Source organism: Coleofasciculus sp. LEGE 07092 (assembly GCF_015207375.1).
GTDB lineage: Bacteria > Cyanobacteriota > Cyanobacteriia > Cyanobacteriales > Coleofasciculaceae > LEGE-07092.
In genome coordinates this window covers 14,527-33,159 of the sequence record NZ_JADEWY010000006.1, presented here as the reverse complement: position 1 = coordinate 33,159, position 18,633 = coordinate 14,527, and the positions used below count along the sequence as shown (strand labels likewise).

Sequence of the window (18,633 nt, the reverse complement as noted above, 5' to 3'; positions counted from 1 at the left end):
ACAAAGCGAATGAATAAAATTATACCCATTTCTCAACCTTCAATTACGCAATTAGAGATAGATTACGTTTTAGATGTGATGCAGTCTGGTTGGATTTCTTCTCTTGGTAACTATATCAATCAATTTGAAGAAAAATTTGCTGAGTATTGTGGCACGCGCTATGCCCTAACAACTTCCAGTGGTACAACCGCACTGCACTTAGCCCTTATGAGTTACGGAATTCAAGCAGGTGATGAGGTGATTGTCCCCGATTTAACCTTTATTGCCACGGCTAATGCTGTAGCTTATACAGGTGCAAAGGTAGTGTTTGTGGATATAGAAGAAGACAGCCTTTGTATCGATCCAGTCAAACTTGAACAAGCGATTACCGAAAAGACTAAAGCTATTATTCCCGTCCATCTTTATGGGCATCCTGCCAATATGATAGCGATTAATAAATTGGCAAGAACCTATAATCTTTTAGTAATAGAAGATGCAGCCGAAGCTCATGGTGCTGGCATAAACGGTCAGAAAACTGGCTCTTTGGGTGACTGTGGAGTTTTTAGTTTCTATGGGAATAAAATTATAACCTGTGGTGAAGGAGGCATGATCACCACGAATGACGAAGAATTTTATAAAAGGGCGAAGCACTTACGCGATCATGCTATGAGTAGTTCAAAACGATACTGGCATGATGAGTTGGGCTATAACTATCGCATGACGAATATGCAAGCTGCACTAGGTTTGGCTCAACTGGAAAGAATCGATGAGTTACTCAATCGAAAATTAGAAATATTTGAGCGTTACCATAAAAATTTGTTCGATATTTTCGGATTAAAGCTCAACTTTACGGCAGATTGGGCATCTAATGTTTATTGGCTTGTATGTATTGAAATTGAGGGATACACCGAAAAAGAGCGAAACACTCTCATGGAAGCGTTAAGCCTTAAGGGAATTGAAACTAGACCTTATTTTTATCCGATGTCTGATATGCCTATGTATCAGAGTCAAACCATTCATACCCCTGTAACTCACAAGGTTTATCAACGCGGAATTAATTTACCCTCTTACTTCGATATCAACAATTCCGATATTGATTATATCTGTGAATCCCTGCGAACTTATCTACAACGAGAAGGCTACACCAAAGAACTCTCATGTCTCCTAATTCCTGACTTGTGACTCCCACCCAAGTTTCACAATTCATTATAAAATCTACAATTCAGACAGAGGCAACAATAACATCTCTTCAAGTTCCTGCCGTACCGTTGGTGTCACCTGACAGTTGCTATTGAGACATTCGACGAGCAGTTGATTGCCATAATTATACTGCTCGAATCGCTGTTGCCACGCTTGGCTCAAATGCCATTCGTAACCGATATGACGATGGGCGATCGCTATAGCTCTGAGTTGCGATATCCAGGCTTGACTATTAACTTGCCACCATTGCTTGATACTATCTTGATCTTCATCTGGGTTAGGGAGTTGGTGCTGAAGTTGCCTGAGAGAAGCACTTATCGGCTTACTTCCTGTTAGGTGGTTGAGATCAAGGGCAAGGCGTAAGGCACTTAAGCGATCGCTAGCCAGTTCAGGCGTCAGCGTCACGGCAACCGTGAGGGCATGAATTAGCGCTAAATCCAAGGCGAGTTCGCCTCCCACTTCCCCTGCTAAGTTACAATCGATTGCCAAGGCTAAAGCTTGGTTGCCAGCCAGTGGATAGTCAGGAGGAAGGGCAAGGGTTAAGTAAAAAGCACGGACAGCAGCGGGTTTGTAAGAAGTTTTGACTGCTAGAGATTTCTGCCTCACCCAGTCCAACAACTGGGGTAATGTCTGATTTGCGTTATTTGAGAGTGAACCTGAACCATCCTCTACATCTACAATCGCCACAGCATCAATTTGTTGCTTCATGAGCTGCAACAGCCTATCGGCATCCGGCAATATTTGTGCCGTTAGTAAAATAACTTCCCGCCAGCGTTTCTCAGTTAAATGCTGCACCAATTTTGGCAATGATGCATCAGCACCAGCCACAATAGCTCGGGCTGTAAAATACTCCTGAAAAGTCAGGTGAGAGAACGAGTAAATCAGTCGCGCTCGTTCTACTAAAAGACCATGCTGTGCTTCAATGGATTGGAGGATAGCTGCACTATCGAGTTCTAAGGTTGCTAAGTCAATGTGATCGCTAGACAGTTCCCGCAAATAGTCGGCAATGAGCTGCTGAAGCGTACTTTTTTCAAAGAAATAGTCTTCTTGCTCAAAGGTAATGGCGGCAATCTGACTGAGTAGTTGCAGTTTGTGGGGCAGGGATAAATTGCGATAAATCTCGTCTCGTTTGATGCCTCTAGCCCCATCCCAGCGAATCAGCAGCAAGTCAAGTCCTTGCTTATAAAGGTCGGAACGTTTGAGAGGAAAAGCAGCCTTGGCTTGAAAAACTAAACAAGTAAGGTTGAGCAAGATGGGTGTGGTTGCCAGTTCTCGAATCGGTTGATTTTGGGAAAGTTCTAGCTGTTCGAGAAATAGGGCTGCCTTTTTCAAGCCCGATTCTGGGGAGTTTCGGGCAACCGCTACAAACCACTTTTTAGCAAAGCTTCCAATTTGTTCAGACTTAAAATCCGCAATCTCAACTTCAGTAAATCCGCTAAATCGATAGTCTTTAGCTGCAAGGCGGCAAGTGATGATTATCGGGTTTTTATAATAATTTTCCCCTAATTTACGAATTTGTTTAATAACTGCATCACTAGCAGATTCTGGGACTTCATCTAAACCATCTAAGAGCAGTAAATTTCTACCCTGAGTGAATAAAGATTCAACCTCTAACGTTGATACATTAGAACGTTCAAATTCTTGACTAATGTAATGTTTTAGACTAAAATTATCTTCATCAAGAGCATCTTCGGCAAAATTTTTCAGCCGGATGAAAATGGGAACAAGATGACTTTGAAAATGACCTTGATTGCACTGTACGGCAATATACTGCAAAAAAGTGGTTTTCCCAGCTCCTGGTTTACCTAACACCATCAACTTCCCATACCGTTCCACGGCGTTAAGTCCTGAAACTCCTTCGAGACGAACTTTCCCCAAGCTCAAGCGATCGAATTCTTCAGGACGGAATCCTTGTAAATCTGAAAGTTCTAACCAGCGCTGACTAGTAATTTCTTCCAGAATATTGACATGGACGTATAGGTCATCGAGTTCAACAGGTCGGGTAATATCTAATAGACGTAAACTGCCGCACTGGTCTTGAATTTTATCATAGCGTTGTTGTCGAACTTTGGAGACTAAGGTATTGATATCACTGTCAGGAGTTGTAATGTCCTTGTCTGTTGGGAGAGGCTCAACTTGTAGTAATAGTGCAATCTCTTCAGGTTCAATCTCTAAACGAAAACAGATTTCAATGAAGACGTGACGATCGACGGGCTTACCTGCAAAAAATTTCCAAATCGGCTGGCGAGTTTCTATTCCCACTTCACTTGCCAGATACTCTTGCGTCCATCCCTTGCGCAGGAATGCTTGTTTAGCTTTTTTAATGCCTTCTGGAGATGCTTGTAGCGATCGCCTTGCCATAACTCAGTTTTACAAACCTCTAGATAACAAATCTCTGGAAACTCTGTTATGGAGTTCCCAGAAATGTGCCAAAGTACAACCTTGACAGAGTTACGTGACCAAACCAGGGGTTAAGTTCTATCAATTCGAGTTCAGTCGCTTAGATATTTGGCTAATTATTCCGCTCATTAGTGCTCCTGCCATCAAAATGCCGATTGCTGGAGTAAAAACGGGTTCCCAGAGGCGATACCAAAGGTCGAGTCCTAGGGGAATGCCAACGGAACGCCCGAAAACAGCGATCGCTAGCCAGAAAAAGCTCAATAAAACCAGGAAAACATCTGCAACTAAGAACTGGTTGAGCCAATAAATCAGTGTGTCTTTCATGCTGATATTGTTAATTTCTGAATGCTCTCAATACAGGAAACACTATCATGGCTTGCCTTATTTACCACTGTACTAACTGGAGAAGCCATCATCTTCTCACTAGGGTAGGGGCGTAGCAGGGGTTGCAGCACCTCTACCGCTTTCACCTCCAAGTCAAGCCAGACATCGTAATCTTGCGGATCAAGCCAGAGGTTAATTCTAGAATTCAGCAATGGCAAAAGTTTTCGGAGAGTGACAAAAGAGGGATATCTCCCCTGCCCCCTTAGCGGTGACGCCTCAGCTTCCGTACCCATCGCCAAATTCTTATGACCAGTTCTTCCAGCCAGAGCATACCGATATCTAGCCATCCGAGTACTTGCTCTAAGGGATGTTTGACGTAACCCGTTGGGGTTGCTTTAGTTTCGATCCAGTCGGGTGCTGGTTCAATGTCGATATTGGGGGAGTGGGGAATGAACTTTTTCTGGGCTTCTCCATTCCAGAGGGAATTGATGGCATCTCTAGAAGATTTTTCCTTTTTTTGTCTTGTTGTCGTTGGTAAGGTGCTGCGGGAATTGGGGGTAGTAGGAGATAGAGGGGTAGAAGTGGGCTGCTGGGCTTTTAAGTTGCCTTTATGGTAAATCTTTGGACTGGGCTGGGCTAATGGCACTGCTTTTTTGCGATCGCCTTTCATTTCACTAACGCTGCAAGAGAGTTTGAAGAGATTACTCGGAACCGATTTGACTTTCGGCTCCTGTCTAGGAGGTACAGCAAGCTTACCTGGAGACAGCTTTATGCTCAAATAACGCTTAAGTTTACCCCAGATAGACTTCTCCTCCGGCACCAAGGGTATTTTGCGATTGAATCCTTCTAGGAGTTGGGGTGGAGATGTGGGCTGTTCTTCTGCAAAAGTAGGAGTTGAGGATATCCCTGTCTCTGAGGTGCCGAATACATCGTTCCAAGTTAACCAGGGATCGAGTTTGCTGATATCGGTTAATTCTGATTCAGGAAGTGTAGCAGGAGAGATTGAGGTAGCCGAATTAGCAAATCGGTAATTGACTAGTTTTGTCGGGTTTGCTGAAACGGCGGCTTGCTCCGGATAATCCGTCTGGGACAAATCTGATTTGTGTCTACCGAAAAAGTAATCAATTGCCGCGTAAATTAAAGCCTGCAACCAAAACCTATGGGTTTCAGAGGCTTCTGTGGGTGTATCGGCATGGCGTGGTGTGATAAAAGGAGTACGCAAGTTGTGAAAGAGTTTCTGAGTGCGATCGCGTAGAGTAATCGCCATTTCAGAGTCTGTTATTAAGGTATGAGACTCCAACTGGGCAATAGTGCGATCTAAAAAAGTTAAAGCTCCCCTTGGTTCTAATCGTCCACCCAACTGATTTTGACCTATGGCATATTCCCTTCTCCTCTGCTTCCCTGCACCTCGGCTCCTCTGCCCCCCTTCTTCTACAAGGGTGGATTCGCCAAATAGATTAACCGCGATCGCAACAGGACTGATTTGCACCCATGCGATGACGCGCCAGAATAACCTCAAGGGAAGAAACAGGGGAGGCTTATCTAGATGACTGAGGCAGCGTTGGGTTTTTTTCAATTCGGATTTCTGGTTGAGACGCCACTGGCGGAAGAGGTTTGCCACTTCCCAACTAATTTTGGAGGAGAGTTTTTCTTGCTGTTGAGGCGTCAAGATATCCAGGATTTCATTTTCAGCGGTAACAAGTACCAGGCTACGGGTTGTCAGCAGTGTTGCCACTCCCTGAATGAGTCGATGCTGACTGCTAGTTTGCTTTCGAGTACGATTGGTTGGTTGTCCCCTATTCGCTATGTCTTTTTCCTCAACTGCCGCTTTCTCTAGTGACGACTCACCCATGAAGACTGTTACAAAACCAGACGGTGAGGTAACTAAATCTAATGCATCTGGAAGTGGCAAAATCTCAACATCTTTGAGAACTCGCTGAATCGGCGTGTCAGCGGCTGGGGGTGCCTTCTGGGGCTGGGATTGGGTGAACGTTTTTAATTTAGGAAATCCTGAGCGAGCGGCTGAGGAGAGTTGACGTCCAACAGATAGAGTGCCTTGTACGAGCAGGTACACTGGATAAAGCAGAACCTGTACTCCCCAGATGGCTGCAACTTTCAGATGTCGCAGGGCGCGATCGCTTTGCTCGATCCATCGGCGAGACTCCCGATTCAGGAAATTGAACAATCTGCTGCGGTAAGGACTTTTGCTAGTAGAGGACATAGGTAGTGGGGAGCGGCAGCTTTTATGACTCCCCTCATTATTTCATTAAAATAAAATCTCTAGTATAGTCAGTCAGTTATTTTGTCAAGATTGTCCTGGCGTTGATTTTCTGGTAAAGGTGTTGGGATAGTGCCAGTTGCTAAGAGCATAAATTTACTCATTTTTTCGTAAAAACTGACACAATTTCCTAGAGTCTGTTTCTGGCGTTTCCTAGCATCTTTTTTTGAAGGGAGAGTAAGAGCGATCGCATATTTGTTCCTCTAGAGCTACAGTTTCAAGCTGAGGTCAAAATATCAAATTCAAACAACTCAATCATCGTTGCCATTATGCCCCTATCCCTCTCGGAATCTATCAAGAAACTCTATGGCTTAACTCAGATTGATGTTCAAGCAAACTGGCGATACCATCTTGGCGACTTGTCGCTTGATGCTGCAATAGCATCCGATTTCTCAAATTGGTCAAACGTTGAACTTAATACCAACAGCTACATTACTTGGTCAGCAGGACGGCAAGTTCTATGGTTGGGTCAGCGATTCGTTGTTCCCCACAATTTACAGGGTTATCCCTTAGCAGGATTAGCCTTACGACTGATACTAACATGGTGGGCAGAAGATACCAAAATTTTTGTCAATGGTCAGTTAGTACAAGAGGGAGATTTATTTGATTCATCGGCTAGAGTGTTGCTGAGTTCAGCCGTGACGCCTGGGGAAGGGATTAAAGTCGTATTGCGGTTAGTCAGTCCAGGTCATGATATTGGTGGATTAATGCGATCGCACTGCTTATATGAATCAACCGATTCCATCGATCCCGGTTTTATCGCTGATGAGTTAACTGTATTGCAGAAGTATTTAGCAGCATTTGAACCTAAAAAATTAGATGTCCTAATAGAAGCAGTAGCCGAAATTAATTGGAATACGGTATCAGACCCGAAAAAGTTTACGCGATCGCTCTCCATAATACGCCAAAATCTCCAGTTAAAAATCCCAACTCCCAACTCTAAAATTCACTTGTTGGGTCACGCACATCTCGACATGGCTTGGCTGTGGACAGTAAATGAAACCTGGGATGTTGCCGTTCGCACCTTTGAATCAGTCCTCAATTTACAGCAAGAGTTTACAGACTTAACCTACTGCCACACCACACCCGCCCTTTATGCCTGGATCGAACAAAACCGCCCCGACCTATTTGCCAACATTAAACAACAAATCGCTATCGGACGCTGGGAAATTGTTGGTGGGATGTGGGTCGAACCCGAATTAAACTTAATTGATGGCGAATCCATTGTTCGGCAGATACTTTACGCTCAACGTTACACTCAAGAAAAATTCAGTCAGCTCACTCAAATAGCTTGGGTAACAGATAGCTTTGGCTTTAATTGGCAATTACCCCAACTTCTCAAGCAAGGAGGAATTGAATATTTTGTTACCCAAAAACTGCACTGGAACGATACGACAAAATTTCCCTACGGTGTTTTCTGGTGGCAATCTCCCGATGGAACCCAAATCCTCAGCTTAATGTCTCCTCCCAACATTACTGGAGTAATGGACACTAATCCCGTTACTATGGCATCTTACGCCATTGATTGGGAAAAGCAAACCCAGATAAACGATGTATTTTGGCTTCCCGGCGTCGGCGACCATGGTGGTGGACCTACCCGTGATATGTTAGAGGTGGCAAAGCGCTGCCAGCAGTCGCCCTTCTTTCCTAAACTCAAATTTACTACTGCTCTGAAGTATTTGCAGTCTATTAGAAATAAGTTCAATGTAGAGATAGGAAAAAATTCCATTCCCAATCCTATCTGGAATGATGAAATTTACTTAGAATTCCATCGGGGTTGCTACACTACCCATGCCGACCAAAAACGCTGGAATCGTCAGTGTGAACGATTATTATACCAAGCCGAACTTTTTGCGTCTTTAGCAACAATAATAACAGGTACAACCTATCCTAAAATTCAGCTAGAAGCGGCTTGGAAAAAGGTTTTATTGAACCAATTCCACGACATTTTGCCAGGAACATCAATTCCGGCTGTCTTTACAGAAGCCAATCAAGCTTGGCAGGATGCAGAGCAAGTGAGTCGTGAACTCGTGCAAGCATCGTTAAATGCGATCGCATCTCAGATTTCCCTACCCCCACCACCAAAACCAGATGCTCAACCTATTATTGTCTTCAATCCCCTAAACTGGCAGCGTTCCGAAGTCGTTCCGGTTTCGTTACCCGCAGAGGAGACGGGCTATACCCCATCTCCACATCAGTGGGAAATCTACGACCTTTCTGGAAAAACAGTACCCTCCCAACTCAGCGACTCATCAACCCTGCTATTCCTAGCAAAAGATATTCCCCCAGTTGGATATCGCCTTTTTTGGCTTTGCCCCTACTCCCCTAACCCATCCGTTACATCCGTTACCAAATCCCCTGCCACCGAAACCTTTGTTCTTGAAAATGAATTCCTACGGATAATAATTGAACCGGATACCGGAGACTTAAGCAGTATTTTTGATAAAATTCAGCAACGAGAAGTTTTAAGGGGTGCTGGGAATCAACTGCAAGGGTTTAAAGATAACGGTCAGTACTGGGATGCCTGGAATATTGACCCCAACTATACTCAACACCCCTTGCCTCCAACTCAACTACAATCCATTCAATGGGTGGAACAAGGGATAGTGCGATCGCGCCTACAAGTTGTGCGCCAGCTAGGAGAGTCTCAATTTTGTCAAGATTACATCCTCGATACCGAGTCGCCCCTTCTTAAAATTGTCACAACTGTAGACTGGCAGGAACGACACGTACTTGTAAAAGCTGCTTTTCCTTTAAATTTAGAAGCCAACTCTGCCACCTATGAGATTCCCTGCGGTGCTATCGAGCGTAGTACTCAGCCCCAAACTGCCGCTGAAAAAGCTAAATGGGAAGTTCCCGCCCTGCGCTGGGCAGATTTGGGTGATAAAACCTATGGCGTTAGTTTACTCAATGATTGCAAATACGGCTATGATGCCCAACCGTCTCAGTTGCGCCTCACCTTACTCAGAAGTCCTACGTGGCCCGACCCGGAATCTGACCAAGGTACTCATTATTTTACTTACGCTTTGTATCCTCACGACAGTAGCTGGCAGTCGGCTAAAACAGTTCACCAAGGCTATGAGTTGAATGTACCCCTGCAAGTGCTGTTGTATCCAACGACAGAAACCGATTATCTCAAACACTTACCATCGGTGGGTCAATTCTTGGATTTGCAGGCAGAAAATCTAATTGTGATCGCCCTTAAGCAATCTGAAGCGAATTCTAACCAATGGATTCTGCGGTGCTACGAATGCTACGGCAAGGAAGCCGAATTGTCTTTAAAGAGCGATTTGGGGTTAAGCCTAACCCATTCAGTGGATCTACTGGAAAGACCAGCCACTTCGTCTCAAATACCACAAAATGAGCAATTTGTCAAAATCCCACCTTGGAAAATTGCAAGTTTTGCACTTGTCCAGGGAATTAGGGACGTTACTCAATGAACGAGTTGTAGCGAAAAATCTCCCATGAGGTGCGCTTGGAGGTAAGCAACAGTGCGGCTGCAATCAGCAGTTTGACTAACCACGGTGCCAATACAAGGCTCAGAAACAGACACAGTAAGGCAGTCAGTACAGCCGCCACCTGCATCAATTCTTCTCTGGCATTGACACTGACGCAAACCGAGACAACGGCAATGGTTAGGGTGATAAACGAAGGTAATAGCATAGAACTTATTTCAATGGATTATAGACAAACATCTATTGATTACTTCTGATTATCATATAAATTGAGCCGTCAATACATCCGTAAAACTTCTTAATATAGTACGCCGATTGGCTGAGTGGGATTTGTTTCCTCCGCATCAACTCACAGGATAGGCTCTTGCCGCTCTCGTTGCAGTGCCGTTTCAACGCGCTGGTACTCTGATTCGAGCTGGGAAATCAGAGCGGAGGCACCCGTTATTGTTTGAGACTTCCCCAAGTCTTCAAGTTGCTGACACAGTTGTGAGAGAGTCATTGCTCCGAGGGCGGCGCTGGCAGACTTTAACGTGTGAGCCGCACGCTGCAAGGCGGCTGGCTCTTTGTGACTAACGGCTGTATTCATGGCTTGCAGTAAAATTGGAGTCTCTTCTAGATAAACATCAATCAGTTGGGTTAGCATTTCGGAGGCGCTCTCTCCCATCATGTCTCGAAATCCTTGCAAGCACTGATAGTCAATGGCATCCTCTGGCATCGGCACTAACTCCGGATTGTTCAAACTTGACTGAGAATCAGGCTGGCACTGTAACAAAGCCCTGACTAGCTCCTGTACTCGAATGGGCTTACTAATATAGTCATCCATCCCCGCGTCCAGACATTTTTCGCGATCGCCCTGCATGGCATTAGCCGTCATCGCAATAATCCGGGGGCGTGTATGGGTTAACCAGTGTTCACAGATGTGGCGGGTTGCTTCCAAGCCATCCATGTCTGGCATATGCACATCCATAAAGAGTACATCATAGGACTGACGGTGTAGTGCAGCGATCGCTTCTAGTCCGTTACCCGCTACATCTGCTCGATACCCCATGCGTTGCAATAACTGCAATGCCAACTGCTGGTTCACCATATTATCCTCTGCAATTAAAATTCGCAGGGGTAGCCGTTCAGCCATGTGCGGATCGAGTTGCAGGGAGTGAGAGCGCGACGGCTTAACCTTGATGGGTTGTCCGCCTAGAATCTGACACAAAACACTATAAAGCTGAGATTGCTTAATTGGCTTGTTTAAGAATGCTCCAAAATTAGCCTCAATTTCCTGAGAGTCTATCTTCGGTTTGCCCATTGAAGACAAAATCAGCAAGGGCAGAGTTTGACAATCAGACTGCTTGCGAATTTCAGAACCCAGAGTAATACCATCCATCTCTGGCATCTGCATATCCAGAATGGCAATATCAAACCGTTCTCCTTGAGACAGCCAATTTAGAGCTTCAAAACCCGACTCTGCTGCCTTCGTAATGACGCCCCAAGACTCAGTTTGCAGAGTCAGAATTTGTCGATTAGTCGCATTATCATCCACAATCAGCAACCGCTTACCAGTAAGCTGAGCTTCACAAGTCGGTTGCTCAAGGGACTGTGAACCAGAAACTGATTCGGCAACGAGGGTGAAATAGAATGTTGAACCTTTAGAATTGGGGCGTTTAGATTGTGCTTTCCACTCCGGTGGTGGATTACCTGCTACAAAACCACCACTTTCAACCCACATCCTGCCCCCCATCATTTCGCACAGACGGTTGCTAATTGCCAAACCCAAGCCTGTGCCTCCATATTGGCGAGAGGTTGAGGAATCAACCTGACTAAAGGACTTGAACAGCCGATCTAAACGATCCTCGGGAATACCAATACCGCTATCTTTAACGGTAAATTGGAGTTCGTAACACGAATGAGGAGGGTTTTCCTCATGCTCCAATTTCCAGGCAATCACGGAAACGATAACGTCCCCTTCAGGGGTAAATTTAACGGCGTTACCCACCAAATTAACTAAGATTTGCCGTAGTCGGGTGACATCCCCCATGATTAGGTTTGGGGTTTGGGGAGCGAATAGGTATGCCAATTCCAGATTTTTCTCAGTGGCTTTGGCAGTGAGTAAGTCGAGGGATTCTTCGATACAGGTGCGTAGTTCAAAGGGTTGTTCCTCTAACTCCAACTTACCGGACTCGATTTTAGAGAAGTCAAGAATATCGTTGATAATGGTGAGGAGCGCATCTCCGCTACTGCGAATCGTTTCTGCAAAATCACGCTGTTGGGACGTTAGTGCAGTGTCGAGTAAGAGTCCAGTCATGCCAATCACGGCATTCATCGGCGTGCGAATTTCGTGACTCATGGTTGCTAAAAATTCGCTTTTCGCCTGAGTTGCGGCTTCCGCTGTCTGTCTAGCTTTCTCCAACGCTATATTTTGCTCGGTTAAAAGTTCGCGCTGATGGGTTTCTTGTTCGAGGAGGCGAGCTTGAGCGATCGCAATTCCCACTTGATCGGCGACGGCTTCAAGTAACTCAATTTCATCATCATTCCAGTGGCGGTACGAGTCACACTGATGTAAACCAATTAAACCATTGGGTTCTCCTTGATAGGAGGTACGAATGGCTAACATTGACTTCAGTCTAGCGCGGCTACAAAGCGGTTCCGCCCCTTGCAGGAGGGGTTCGGTGTAGACATCAGGAGAGGAAATGGCTCGGTCTTTTTTTAACAGTTGCTGGACGTGGAGATTACCAGCAATAAGAACATTTAAGTCAAAAATCGATTCCTGTTCTTTTTCTAGATATTCAGCAACAAATGCAATAGATGGAGTGGCTTCGGTGAGGTAGGTATAAATCACGCAGCGATTGACACGGAATGCCTGACCAATTTGAGTAGCTGTGGTTTTAAAAATTTCTTTCGTGTTTAAACTTTGGCGAATTTCTTGAGTAATTTGTTTGAGCAACAACGTCCGCATGAGCTGCTTTTGAAGAGCAATTTCGGCTTGCTTACGTTGAGTAATATCAATGGAGACACCCAAGACTGCAGGTACATCTGAACCTGCTACAAAAAAGGGAATTTTTGTGGTTTGTAAAATGCGAATCTTCCCGTGAGCATCTGTTATTGTTTCTTCGGGAATATGTTTGAGCTGTCCACTATTGATAACTTGCAAGTCAGCGTCTCGATATCGGTGAGCATCTTCAATGGATGCTACAAAGTCTTCATCTTTACTGGTGAGGAGTTTTTCTACAGAGGTTCCGTAAGCCTCGGCAACAGCTTGGTTAGCAAGGATAAATTGTCCATTTTTATTTTTTGCAAAAATTAAATGAGGAACTAAATCGATAATTTGACGCAGTTTTCGTTCGCTTTCTTGGAGTTTTTCCTCTGCCCATTTACTATGGGTAATATCTCTCAGGGTGCCGGATATTCCTGTAATAGTATTATCAGGAGCCAAGGTTAATTGAGCGTGTACCTCCATCCAGCGATAGCCGCCATCTTTGGTCATGTATCTAACTTCATGGCGACAAGATTCTTTTTGACGTTCAATTAAGGGTTGAAAGAGTTCTTGATTGCGCTGGCGCTCATCAGGATGAATGTAGTCAATAAAGTTTGTACCAATGCTCTCTCCTAGGGTAAACCCGGTAATGTCTGTCCAAGCGGGATTGAGAAATATCCATAAACCCGCTGCATCGGTTTGGAAAATAACTTCTTTGATGCTTTCAACAACAGAACGATAGTTTTCTTCACTCTGGCGCAAGGCGTCTTCTGTTTGCTTTGCCTGAGTGATATCTCGACCTTCTAGAATGAGTAAAATTACAACGCCAGTCTCATCTTGGATCGGCTTGAGGGAGAAGTCGATCGTTACGAGTTTCCCATCAGCTCTGTAGAGTTCAACTTCATAGCGAACAAATTCACCCGCAGCCGCAGTAGCGATCGCTTCTTGCAAGAGAGTTTGATGTTCAGGTGCCTGAGTCCACCACGGCGTCTCCCAAAACGGACGCCCCACAACATCGTCCGCTTGAGTGCCAATAAAGTGAAGCGCTGTTCGATTGACGGCTAATAAGGTGCCATCTGGTTGCAGTGCTGCCATCAACTGGAACATTTGGTCGAAGATAGCATGAAAGAGTCTTTCGCTCTCTCGCAGTTTTTCCTCGACTTGTACCCATTCTTCCTCAGTTCGCTGCTGCTCTTTGAACTCAGTGATCGATCGCGAGCTTTCTGTGTCATTCATCATTAAACCTCTAGCAACCGTCGAAGTTATAAGCTCCTCCACATCTAGTTTGCATTATTGTTTTTGTTAAAGCTCTTGTAGGATTGGCTGAAAAGCCCATCCTAGCTGGTGCAAGGAAGGCTGTGGAATAGCTTACCGAGTTGCATTCAAAGGCGTCCCATTGGGCGATGTGCTAATCAATTCTGGCGCGGAAGCGGATAAAACCAACATTATCAGGAGCTGTGGTTGGAATATTTCCGATGTTTACCAATACTGAGCCATTGGGGTTATTGCTGCTCGGACAGGGAGGATTGGCGGGAGTTAGTTCTGACAAAAAGGTTCCTAGGTCAGTATCTAATGCATTGGTCAAGGAGGTATTGTTTCCGCTTCGATTCAGAACAATCCCTTGACCTGATGTAAAACTATCACGCATAAAAGATGTTCCTTCTGGAATTGCGTCACAAAGCCGGATGCCGTTGAGTCCAGTTCCACCATCCGACAAGAAATAGATGGTGTACTCAACCTCATCACCGCTTTGCAGATTATTTTCTGCTCCTAACTGGACAATTCCCACTGGCGGGCGTTGATTCCAACCCGGTACATCGTCATCGGCATTGGTCGGATCATCAATAAAGCTATTGAAGTTAATACCACTGACCTGTACACCGTCTCGGGTAATATTGGTAATTCGTTTGACTAACCGCAGACGTGGACTGCCAGGACTGCCAACCGTCACAAGGGTTGGGTCATCATCACCAGTACCAGAAAGGTTGCCTTGATTAATTCCATCATCATTGGTTTGGGGCAAATCTGGCGTCCCATCATCTCCTAACCCTGAAAGGGCATCGGTGAGAGAGAAGTCTACAGAACCGCCGTTTGATTGGGCTGTGGCTTGGTTTTGAATTTGTGTTCCAGCCCCAGCGGTGATTCTGACGCTGTACATTATTATGACTCGACCCCCACTAGTCCCTAGTTGTCCTCGATTGTTGGGATCAGTGAGGTTTTGATCCGTCGTGCCATTGAAACTGGGATTACCCTGTACCGTAGTATTCCCGGCTGATCCACTGCCATCGACACGCCGGAAGTTATAACTATCGGGTACAAAACTCACCTTGTCAGCTTCGATTTGGTCAGAGATTAAGACGTTAGTAATGGGGGCATTGGCTCCAGGATTGGTGTAGATAATGGTGTACTCAAGGGTATCACCTGTCGTTACCGATTCACTGTTATCAGCATCGACAACCAGACGAACAGATTTACTACCTGTGGGGGTAACAGGACTGACAAAGTTGAGAATTGTGGGGTCAGTGGCACCATCATTGGGTTGGTTCACATTACCCCCTTCACCAACAGGACGAGGGTTTCCAGGGTTGTTTCCAGAACCCGGTTGTGTGGGGTTAGAGGTGTCGCTAGCATCTGTGAGGACGGGATTTCCTCCATCTCCCTCGAAATTAACGAGTCCTTGGTTGGTAATGGGGTTAGCTGCCCCTGGTAGAATTTGGGCATTTAGAGTGAGAGTGACTTGACCTGTTGGCGGCAATGTGCCCGGATTGGTAAAGCGAATGGGATTACCTGTACCGTTGAAACTACTAATCGGTAAATTAGGGTTGAGAGAAAAACCTGCATCGACCGTAATTGGGTTAGAACTGTCGCGCAAGACTCGCACCTGAATGGGAAGGATTTCGCTCAGGACTACATTATTCAAAGTCCGAGTTGGGTTGGGATTGCGGACGATGATTGTGTACTGAATATCATCACCAATGGTGAGAGTCCCACTGTTGTCGTTGTCTCTCAAGAAACGCACTGACTTATTCGCAACAGGACGTGTGGGCGTCATCGGTTCCTCGACAGTTAACACCGTCGGGTCATCAAAACGTGGATTATTCGGATCACCACCATTATTGGTTTGCGGTAAATCTCCCGGTTTTTGAATGGCATCGGTCGGTACAGAGCGATCGCCTGTATTATCTGTGAAGTTAGCAATGGCTTGGTTACGAATCGGGACGCCAGGGCCTGCTATGACTTCCGCCTGATACTGAATTACTACTTGACCCCCTCCCCTTGCCAGAATGCCTGGTGTATTGAGGTTAGGGTTAGTTGTGCCATTGTAGTTAGTGTTTGCTCCTACTGTTGTTCCAGGAGTAGCCGTGAAACTGTAACTGCCACTAACAAACCTCAAGCCATTAGTGTCTATACTGTCAGTCGCTTGGAAGTTGTTGATATCTGTCGATGGGTCAGAGTTGGTATATGTGATCGTGTACTCAACAATATCACCCGTACTTAACGAGCCACTGCCATCGGTATCTTGAGAGAGACGAACCGATTTGGTTCCTGCAGGATTGACAGGTGTGGCGAAGTTAACAATAGTAGGATCGTTGGGACTATCATTGGGTTGGTTTACATTACCATTTGGATCGGGATTACCAGGATTGTTTCCAGAACCGGGTTGAGTGGGGTTAGTGGAATCGCTGGCATCTGAGCGAATGGGATTACCGCCATCCCCTGCATAATTGGCTAACGCTTGGTTAGTAATTGGACTTGCCGCTCCGGGTAAAATCCTAGCGTTATAGGTTATGGTTACTTCTTCTCCAGGAGGCAGGGTTCCACCATTGGTAAACGGAATTGCATTCCCTGTGCCATCGAAACTTGTATTGGGAAATGTTGGGGCAAGAGCAAATCCTGAGTTAGCAGGTGCATCGATATTAATGAAGTTAGAAGCATCCCGCAATACACGCACCTGAATGGGAACAATATCGCTAACAACTACATTATTGATCGCCTGAGTACTGCTAGGGTTTCGGACGATAACTTTGTATTCAACATCATCACCGATTGTGAGACTCCCACCGTTATCATTGTCTCTGAGAAAACTTACCGACTTGTTAATTGTCGGAGCTACAGGTGTACTTCCCCCACCAATGGGAACAGTAGTTGGGTCTTCTGGACTATTTGGATCATTAGGATTCCCTGGTGTATCAGGATTATCAGTTGATACGGGGGTTTCCACTTGGTCACTGGTCACTGTCGCTATATTGTTAATTTCAGTGACCCCTGGTGGTAAGGGATTGTTAATTGTGACTCGGAATTGAACAGTAGCTGATTCTCCAGGATTGATAGTTCCAGCAGGTTCACCAGGACTGTTAACTAAACCACCAGCCACAAATGGCATAACGCCACCCACGTCAGAAACAGCATTTCCATTTAATGCAGTGCTACTGGGTACATAGGTGGTATTGGCTGGAATGTCTTCGGTAAGAATGGTATTGGTTGATGTGCCAGTACCTGTATTTTGAATAGTGATGGTGTAGCGAAGTTGTTCACCGGGATCGGCTGCACCATTCCCATTGCTATCGATGGGTTCCACTGTCTTACTAGGGACTAAGTTAACAGGGTTGGGATTGACTGTTAACGGTGTTGGGTCGGGGAATGAAGGTGTAGTTGGTTCATCGGACTGAGCGCTAGTTGTTGTCCCACCTACTGTTCCGTTAATCGTCCCTTGGTTGAGAAATGTGCCTGGGAGTCCATCTAGGTTAAGGGGTATCTGAACTTGCACAGTGAATGAAGTCTGCGTTCTAGCTGGGACAGTCATACCTGTAATTTGCAAAGTTCCTGTACCTAGACCTGTTACAGTTCCTCCTAGAGGATTGGGAGGAGACACCCCCCCCTCTACAAATGTGCGCCCGTCTAGAGGGTTAGGTATAGGAGGCAGTCTGTCAGTGAAGGTTACATCATTAACTTGAAGATCAGTCTGATTGAAAACAGTGTAAGTATAAGTGACTATATTGCCAGCGTTAACTGTTGCCGGGGAAACAGTTTTTTCAATAACTGGTGCATAGGCACAAGCCGACCCATCATTGAAAGAAACACCATCAGCATTACCAAGTTCTTGGAAGATTGGGCTACTAAGGTTATCAATCCGATACAAAGTACCCTGTTGTGAATTTGGCACTCCGTTTTCGTAGGCAAAAAATCGTCCTCGTGCATCAAAGAACACTGCACCAAAAGGATTTTCTTGGGAACCTGGCGTTGGTGCAGCAACTAAATAGTCAACAGTGCCAGTATTTGGATCGATAGAAGCTAATTCTCTAAGACCTGTATTAACACCATAGAGCTTGCCATCAACTGGGTTAAACGCTAAGTCCGCAAAGTCATTATTTGGTTGATTAGTGGTATCAAAAGTAAATTCACCGCCCAATTGTACAGAGTCTTGTACCTGAGGTGGGCTTGATGTAAGGTCAATCTTATATATCCGTCCTAATCGGGCAGCGTAAACTAAATACGTTCCATTATCATCAAAATCACCGGCAAAAAATCTGGCATTCGTAGAATTAAAGTCGTCTTTCTCGTTTTGGTCAAAATTAGGGTTACTGTTATCAATTTGGGGGATTCCTAATGATACAGGTATCCCATCTTCACCAATTCTATAAACTGTCTTAAAATTTGCAGAATTTTGGTCTGGCTGAATGCCGTAAATAAACCCATCTTGAACATTAAAGCCCATACCATTGTACTGAATACCTGCTGTACCAGAACCAGGACTTAGCGTAAAAGTATTACCATCTAGAACTCTTAATCGAGTAAAATCTGTTGCAGTTGCTGCTTGACTAATATAAAGTGTACCATCACAAGGCAGCATACTAATTTGTGCAAATGTAGGCAGTGAATACCCGAAATTTATGACTAAATAAGCAACCATTGTCGCTAAACTTATAAATCTAAGCCAGCGATTTCGTGAAGCAGTTAACCAAATTTGGTATTTTTCAATAATGGTGGTTTTTCGCTTCATTAAAAGATGTCTAAAATAGGGCTTCATGGCT

The 18,633-nt window shown here is 45.1% G+C and carries 9 protein-coding genes; 2 read left to right on the top strand and 7 right to left on the bottom strand.

The window, feature by feature from the left end; all coding sequences use genetic code 11:
• Positions 1 to 9: 9 nt before the first annotated feature.
• Positions 10 to 1,161, top strand: coding sequence for a DegT/DnrJ/EryC1/StrS family aminotransferase (locus tag IQ257_RS02705; protein WP_193873100.1), 1,152 nt, complete (start codon positions 10 to 12; stop codon positions 1,159 to 1,161).
• A gap of 33 nt (positions 1,162 to 1,194) precedes the next feature.
• Here the strand turns inward: IQ257_RS02705 and IQ257_RS02700 are convergent, their stop codons facing one another.
• From IQ257_RS02700 to IQ257_RS02685, 4 genes are all read right to left on the bottom strand, one after another.
• Complete coding sequence (locus tag IQ257_RS02700; RefSeq protein ID WP_193873099.1) at positions 1,195 to 3,540, bottom strand: NACHT domain-containing protein; 2,346 nt, start codon at positions 3,538 to 3,540, stop codon at positions 1,195 to 1,197.
• 120 nt (positions 3,541 to 3,660) lie between these two features.
• Entirely contained in the window at positions 3,661 to 3,903 is a 243-nt protein-coding gene (locus IQ257_RS02695) for a hypothetical protein (protein ID WP_193873098.1), read from the bottom strand.
• On the bottom strand, positions 3,900 to 4,121 hold the full coding sequence (locus IQ257_RS02690) for an SOS response-associated peptidase family protein (protein ID WP_193932918.1): 222 nt from the start codon (positions 4,119 to 4,121) through the stop codon (positions 3,900 to 3,902). Before IQ257_RS02690 ends, IQ257_RS02695 begins: the two co-directional genes overlap by 4 nt.
• 44 nt (positions 4,122 to 4,165) lie before the next feature.
• The gene (locus IQ257_RS02685) at positions 4,166 to 6,124 is read right to left on the bottom strand and encodes a hypothetical protein (protein ID WP_193873096.1); all 1,959 of its coding nucleotides are present in this window, start codon (positions 6,122 to 6,124) and stop codon (positions 4,166 to 4,168) included.
• Positions 6,125 to 6,450: 326 nt separating this feature from the next.
• Here IQ257_RS02685 and IQ257_RS02680 point away from each other — a divergent pair, with 326 nt between their 5' ends.
• Positions 6,451 to 9,621, top strand: coding sequence for an alpha-mannosidase (locus IQ257_RS02680; RefSeq protein WP_193873095.1), 3,171 nt, complete (start codon positions 6,451 to 6,453; stop codon positions 9,619 to 9,621).
• Here the strand turns inward: IQ257_RS02680 and IQ257_RS02675 are convergent.
• From IQ257_RS02675 to IQ257_RS02665, 3 genes are all read right to left on the bottom strand, one after another.
• Positions 9,611 to 9,844 carry a hypothetical protein gene (locus IQ257_RS02675; protein WP_193873094.1) on the bottom strand — a complete coding sequence of 78 codons (234 nt, stop codon included), beginning with the start codon at positions 9,842 to 9,844 and terminating at the stop codon, positions 9,611 to 9,613. The genes IQ257_RS02680 and IQ257_RS02675 overlap by 11 nt on opposite strands.
• Positions 9,845 to 9,985: 141 nt before the next feature.
• Entirely contained in the window at positions 9,986 to 13,840 is a 3,855-nt protein-coding gene (locus IQ257_RS02670; RefSeq protein ID WP_193873118.1) for a PAS domain S-box protein, read from the bottom strand.
• 169 nt (positions 13,841 to 14,009) lie between these two features.
• Positions 14,010 to 18,602 carry a DUF6923 family protein gene (locus IQ257_RS02665; RefSeq protein WP_193873093.1) on the bottom strand — a complete coding sequence of 1,531 codons (4,593 nt, stop codon included), beginning with the start codon at positions 18,600 to 18,602 and terminating at the stop codon, positions 14,010 to 14,012.
• Positions 18,603 to 18,633: the final 31 nt, after the last annotated feature.

Excerpts from the sequence above, each read along its gene's own strand:
- IQ257_RS02705 (WP_193873100.1), top strand. The coding sequence starts at position 10 with ATGAATAAAATTATACCCATTTCTCAACCTTCAATTACGCAATTAGAG.
- IQ257_RS02700 (WP_193873099.1), bottom strand. The coding sequence starts at position 3,540 with ATGGCAAGGCGATCGCTACAAGCATCTCCAGAAGGCATTAAAAAAGCT.
- IQ257_RS02695 (WP_193873098.1), bottom strand. The coding sequence starts at position 3,903 with ATGAAAGACACACTGATTTATTGGCTCAACCAGTTCTTAGTTGCAGAT.
- IQ257_RS02685 (WP_193873096.1), bottom strand. The coding sequence starts at position 6,124 with ATGTCCTCTACTAGCAAAAGTCCTTACCGCAGCAGATTGTTCAATTTC.
- IQ257_RS02680 (WP_193873095.1), top strand. The coding sequence starts at position 6,451 with ATGCCCCTATCCCTCTCGGAATCTATCAAGAAACTCTATGGCTTAACT.
- IQ257_RS02675 (WP_193873094.1), bottom strand. The coding sequence starts at position 9,844 with ATGCTATTACCTTCGTTTATCACCCTAACCATTGCCGTTGTCTCGGTT.
- IQ257_RS02670 (WP_193873118.1), bottom strand. The coding sequence starts at position 13,840 with ATGATGAATGACACAGAAAGCTCGCGATCGATCACTGAGTTCAAAGAG.
- IQ257_RS02665 (WP_193873093.1), bottom strand. The coding sequence starts at position 18,602 with ATGAAGCGAAAAACCACCATTATTGAAAAATACCAAATTTGGTTAACT.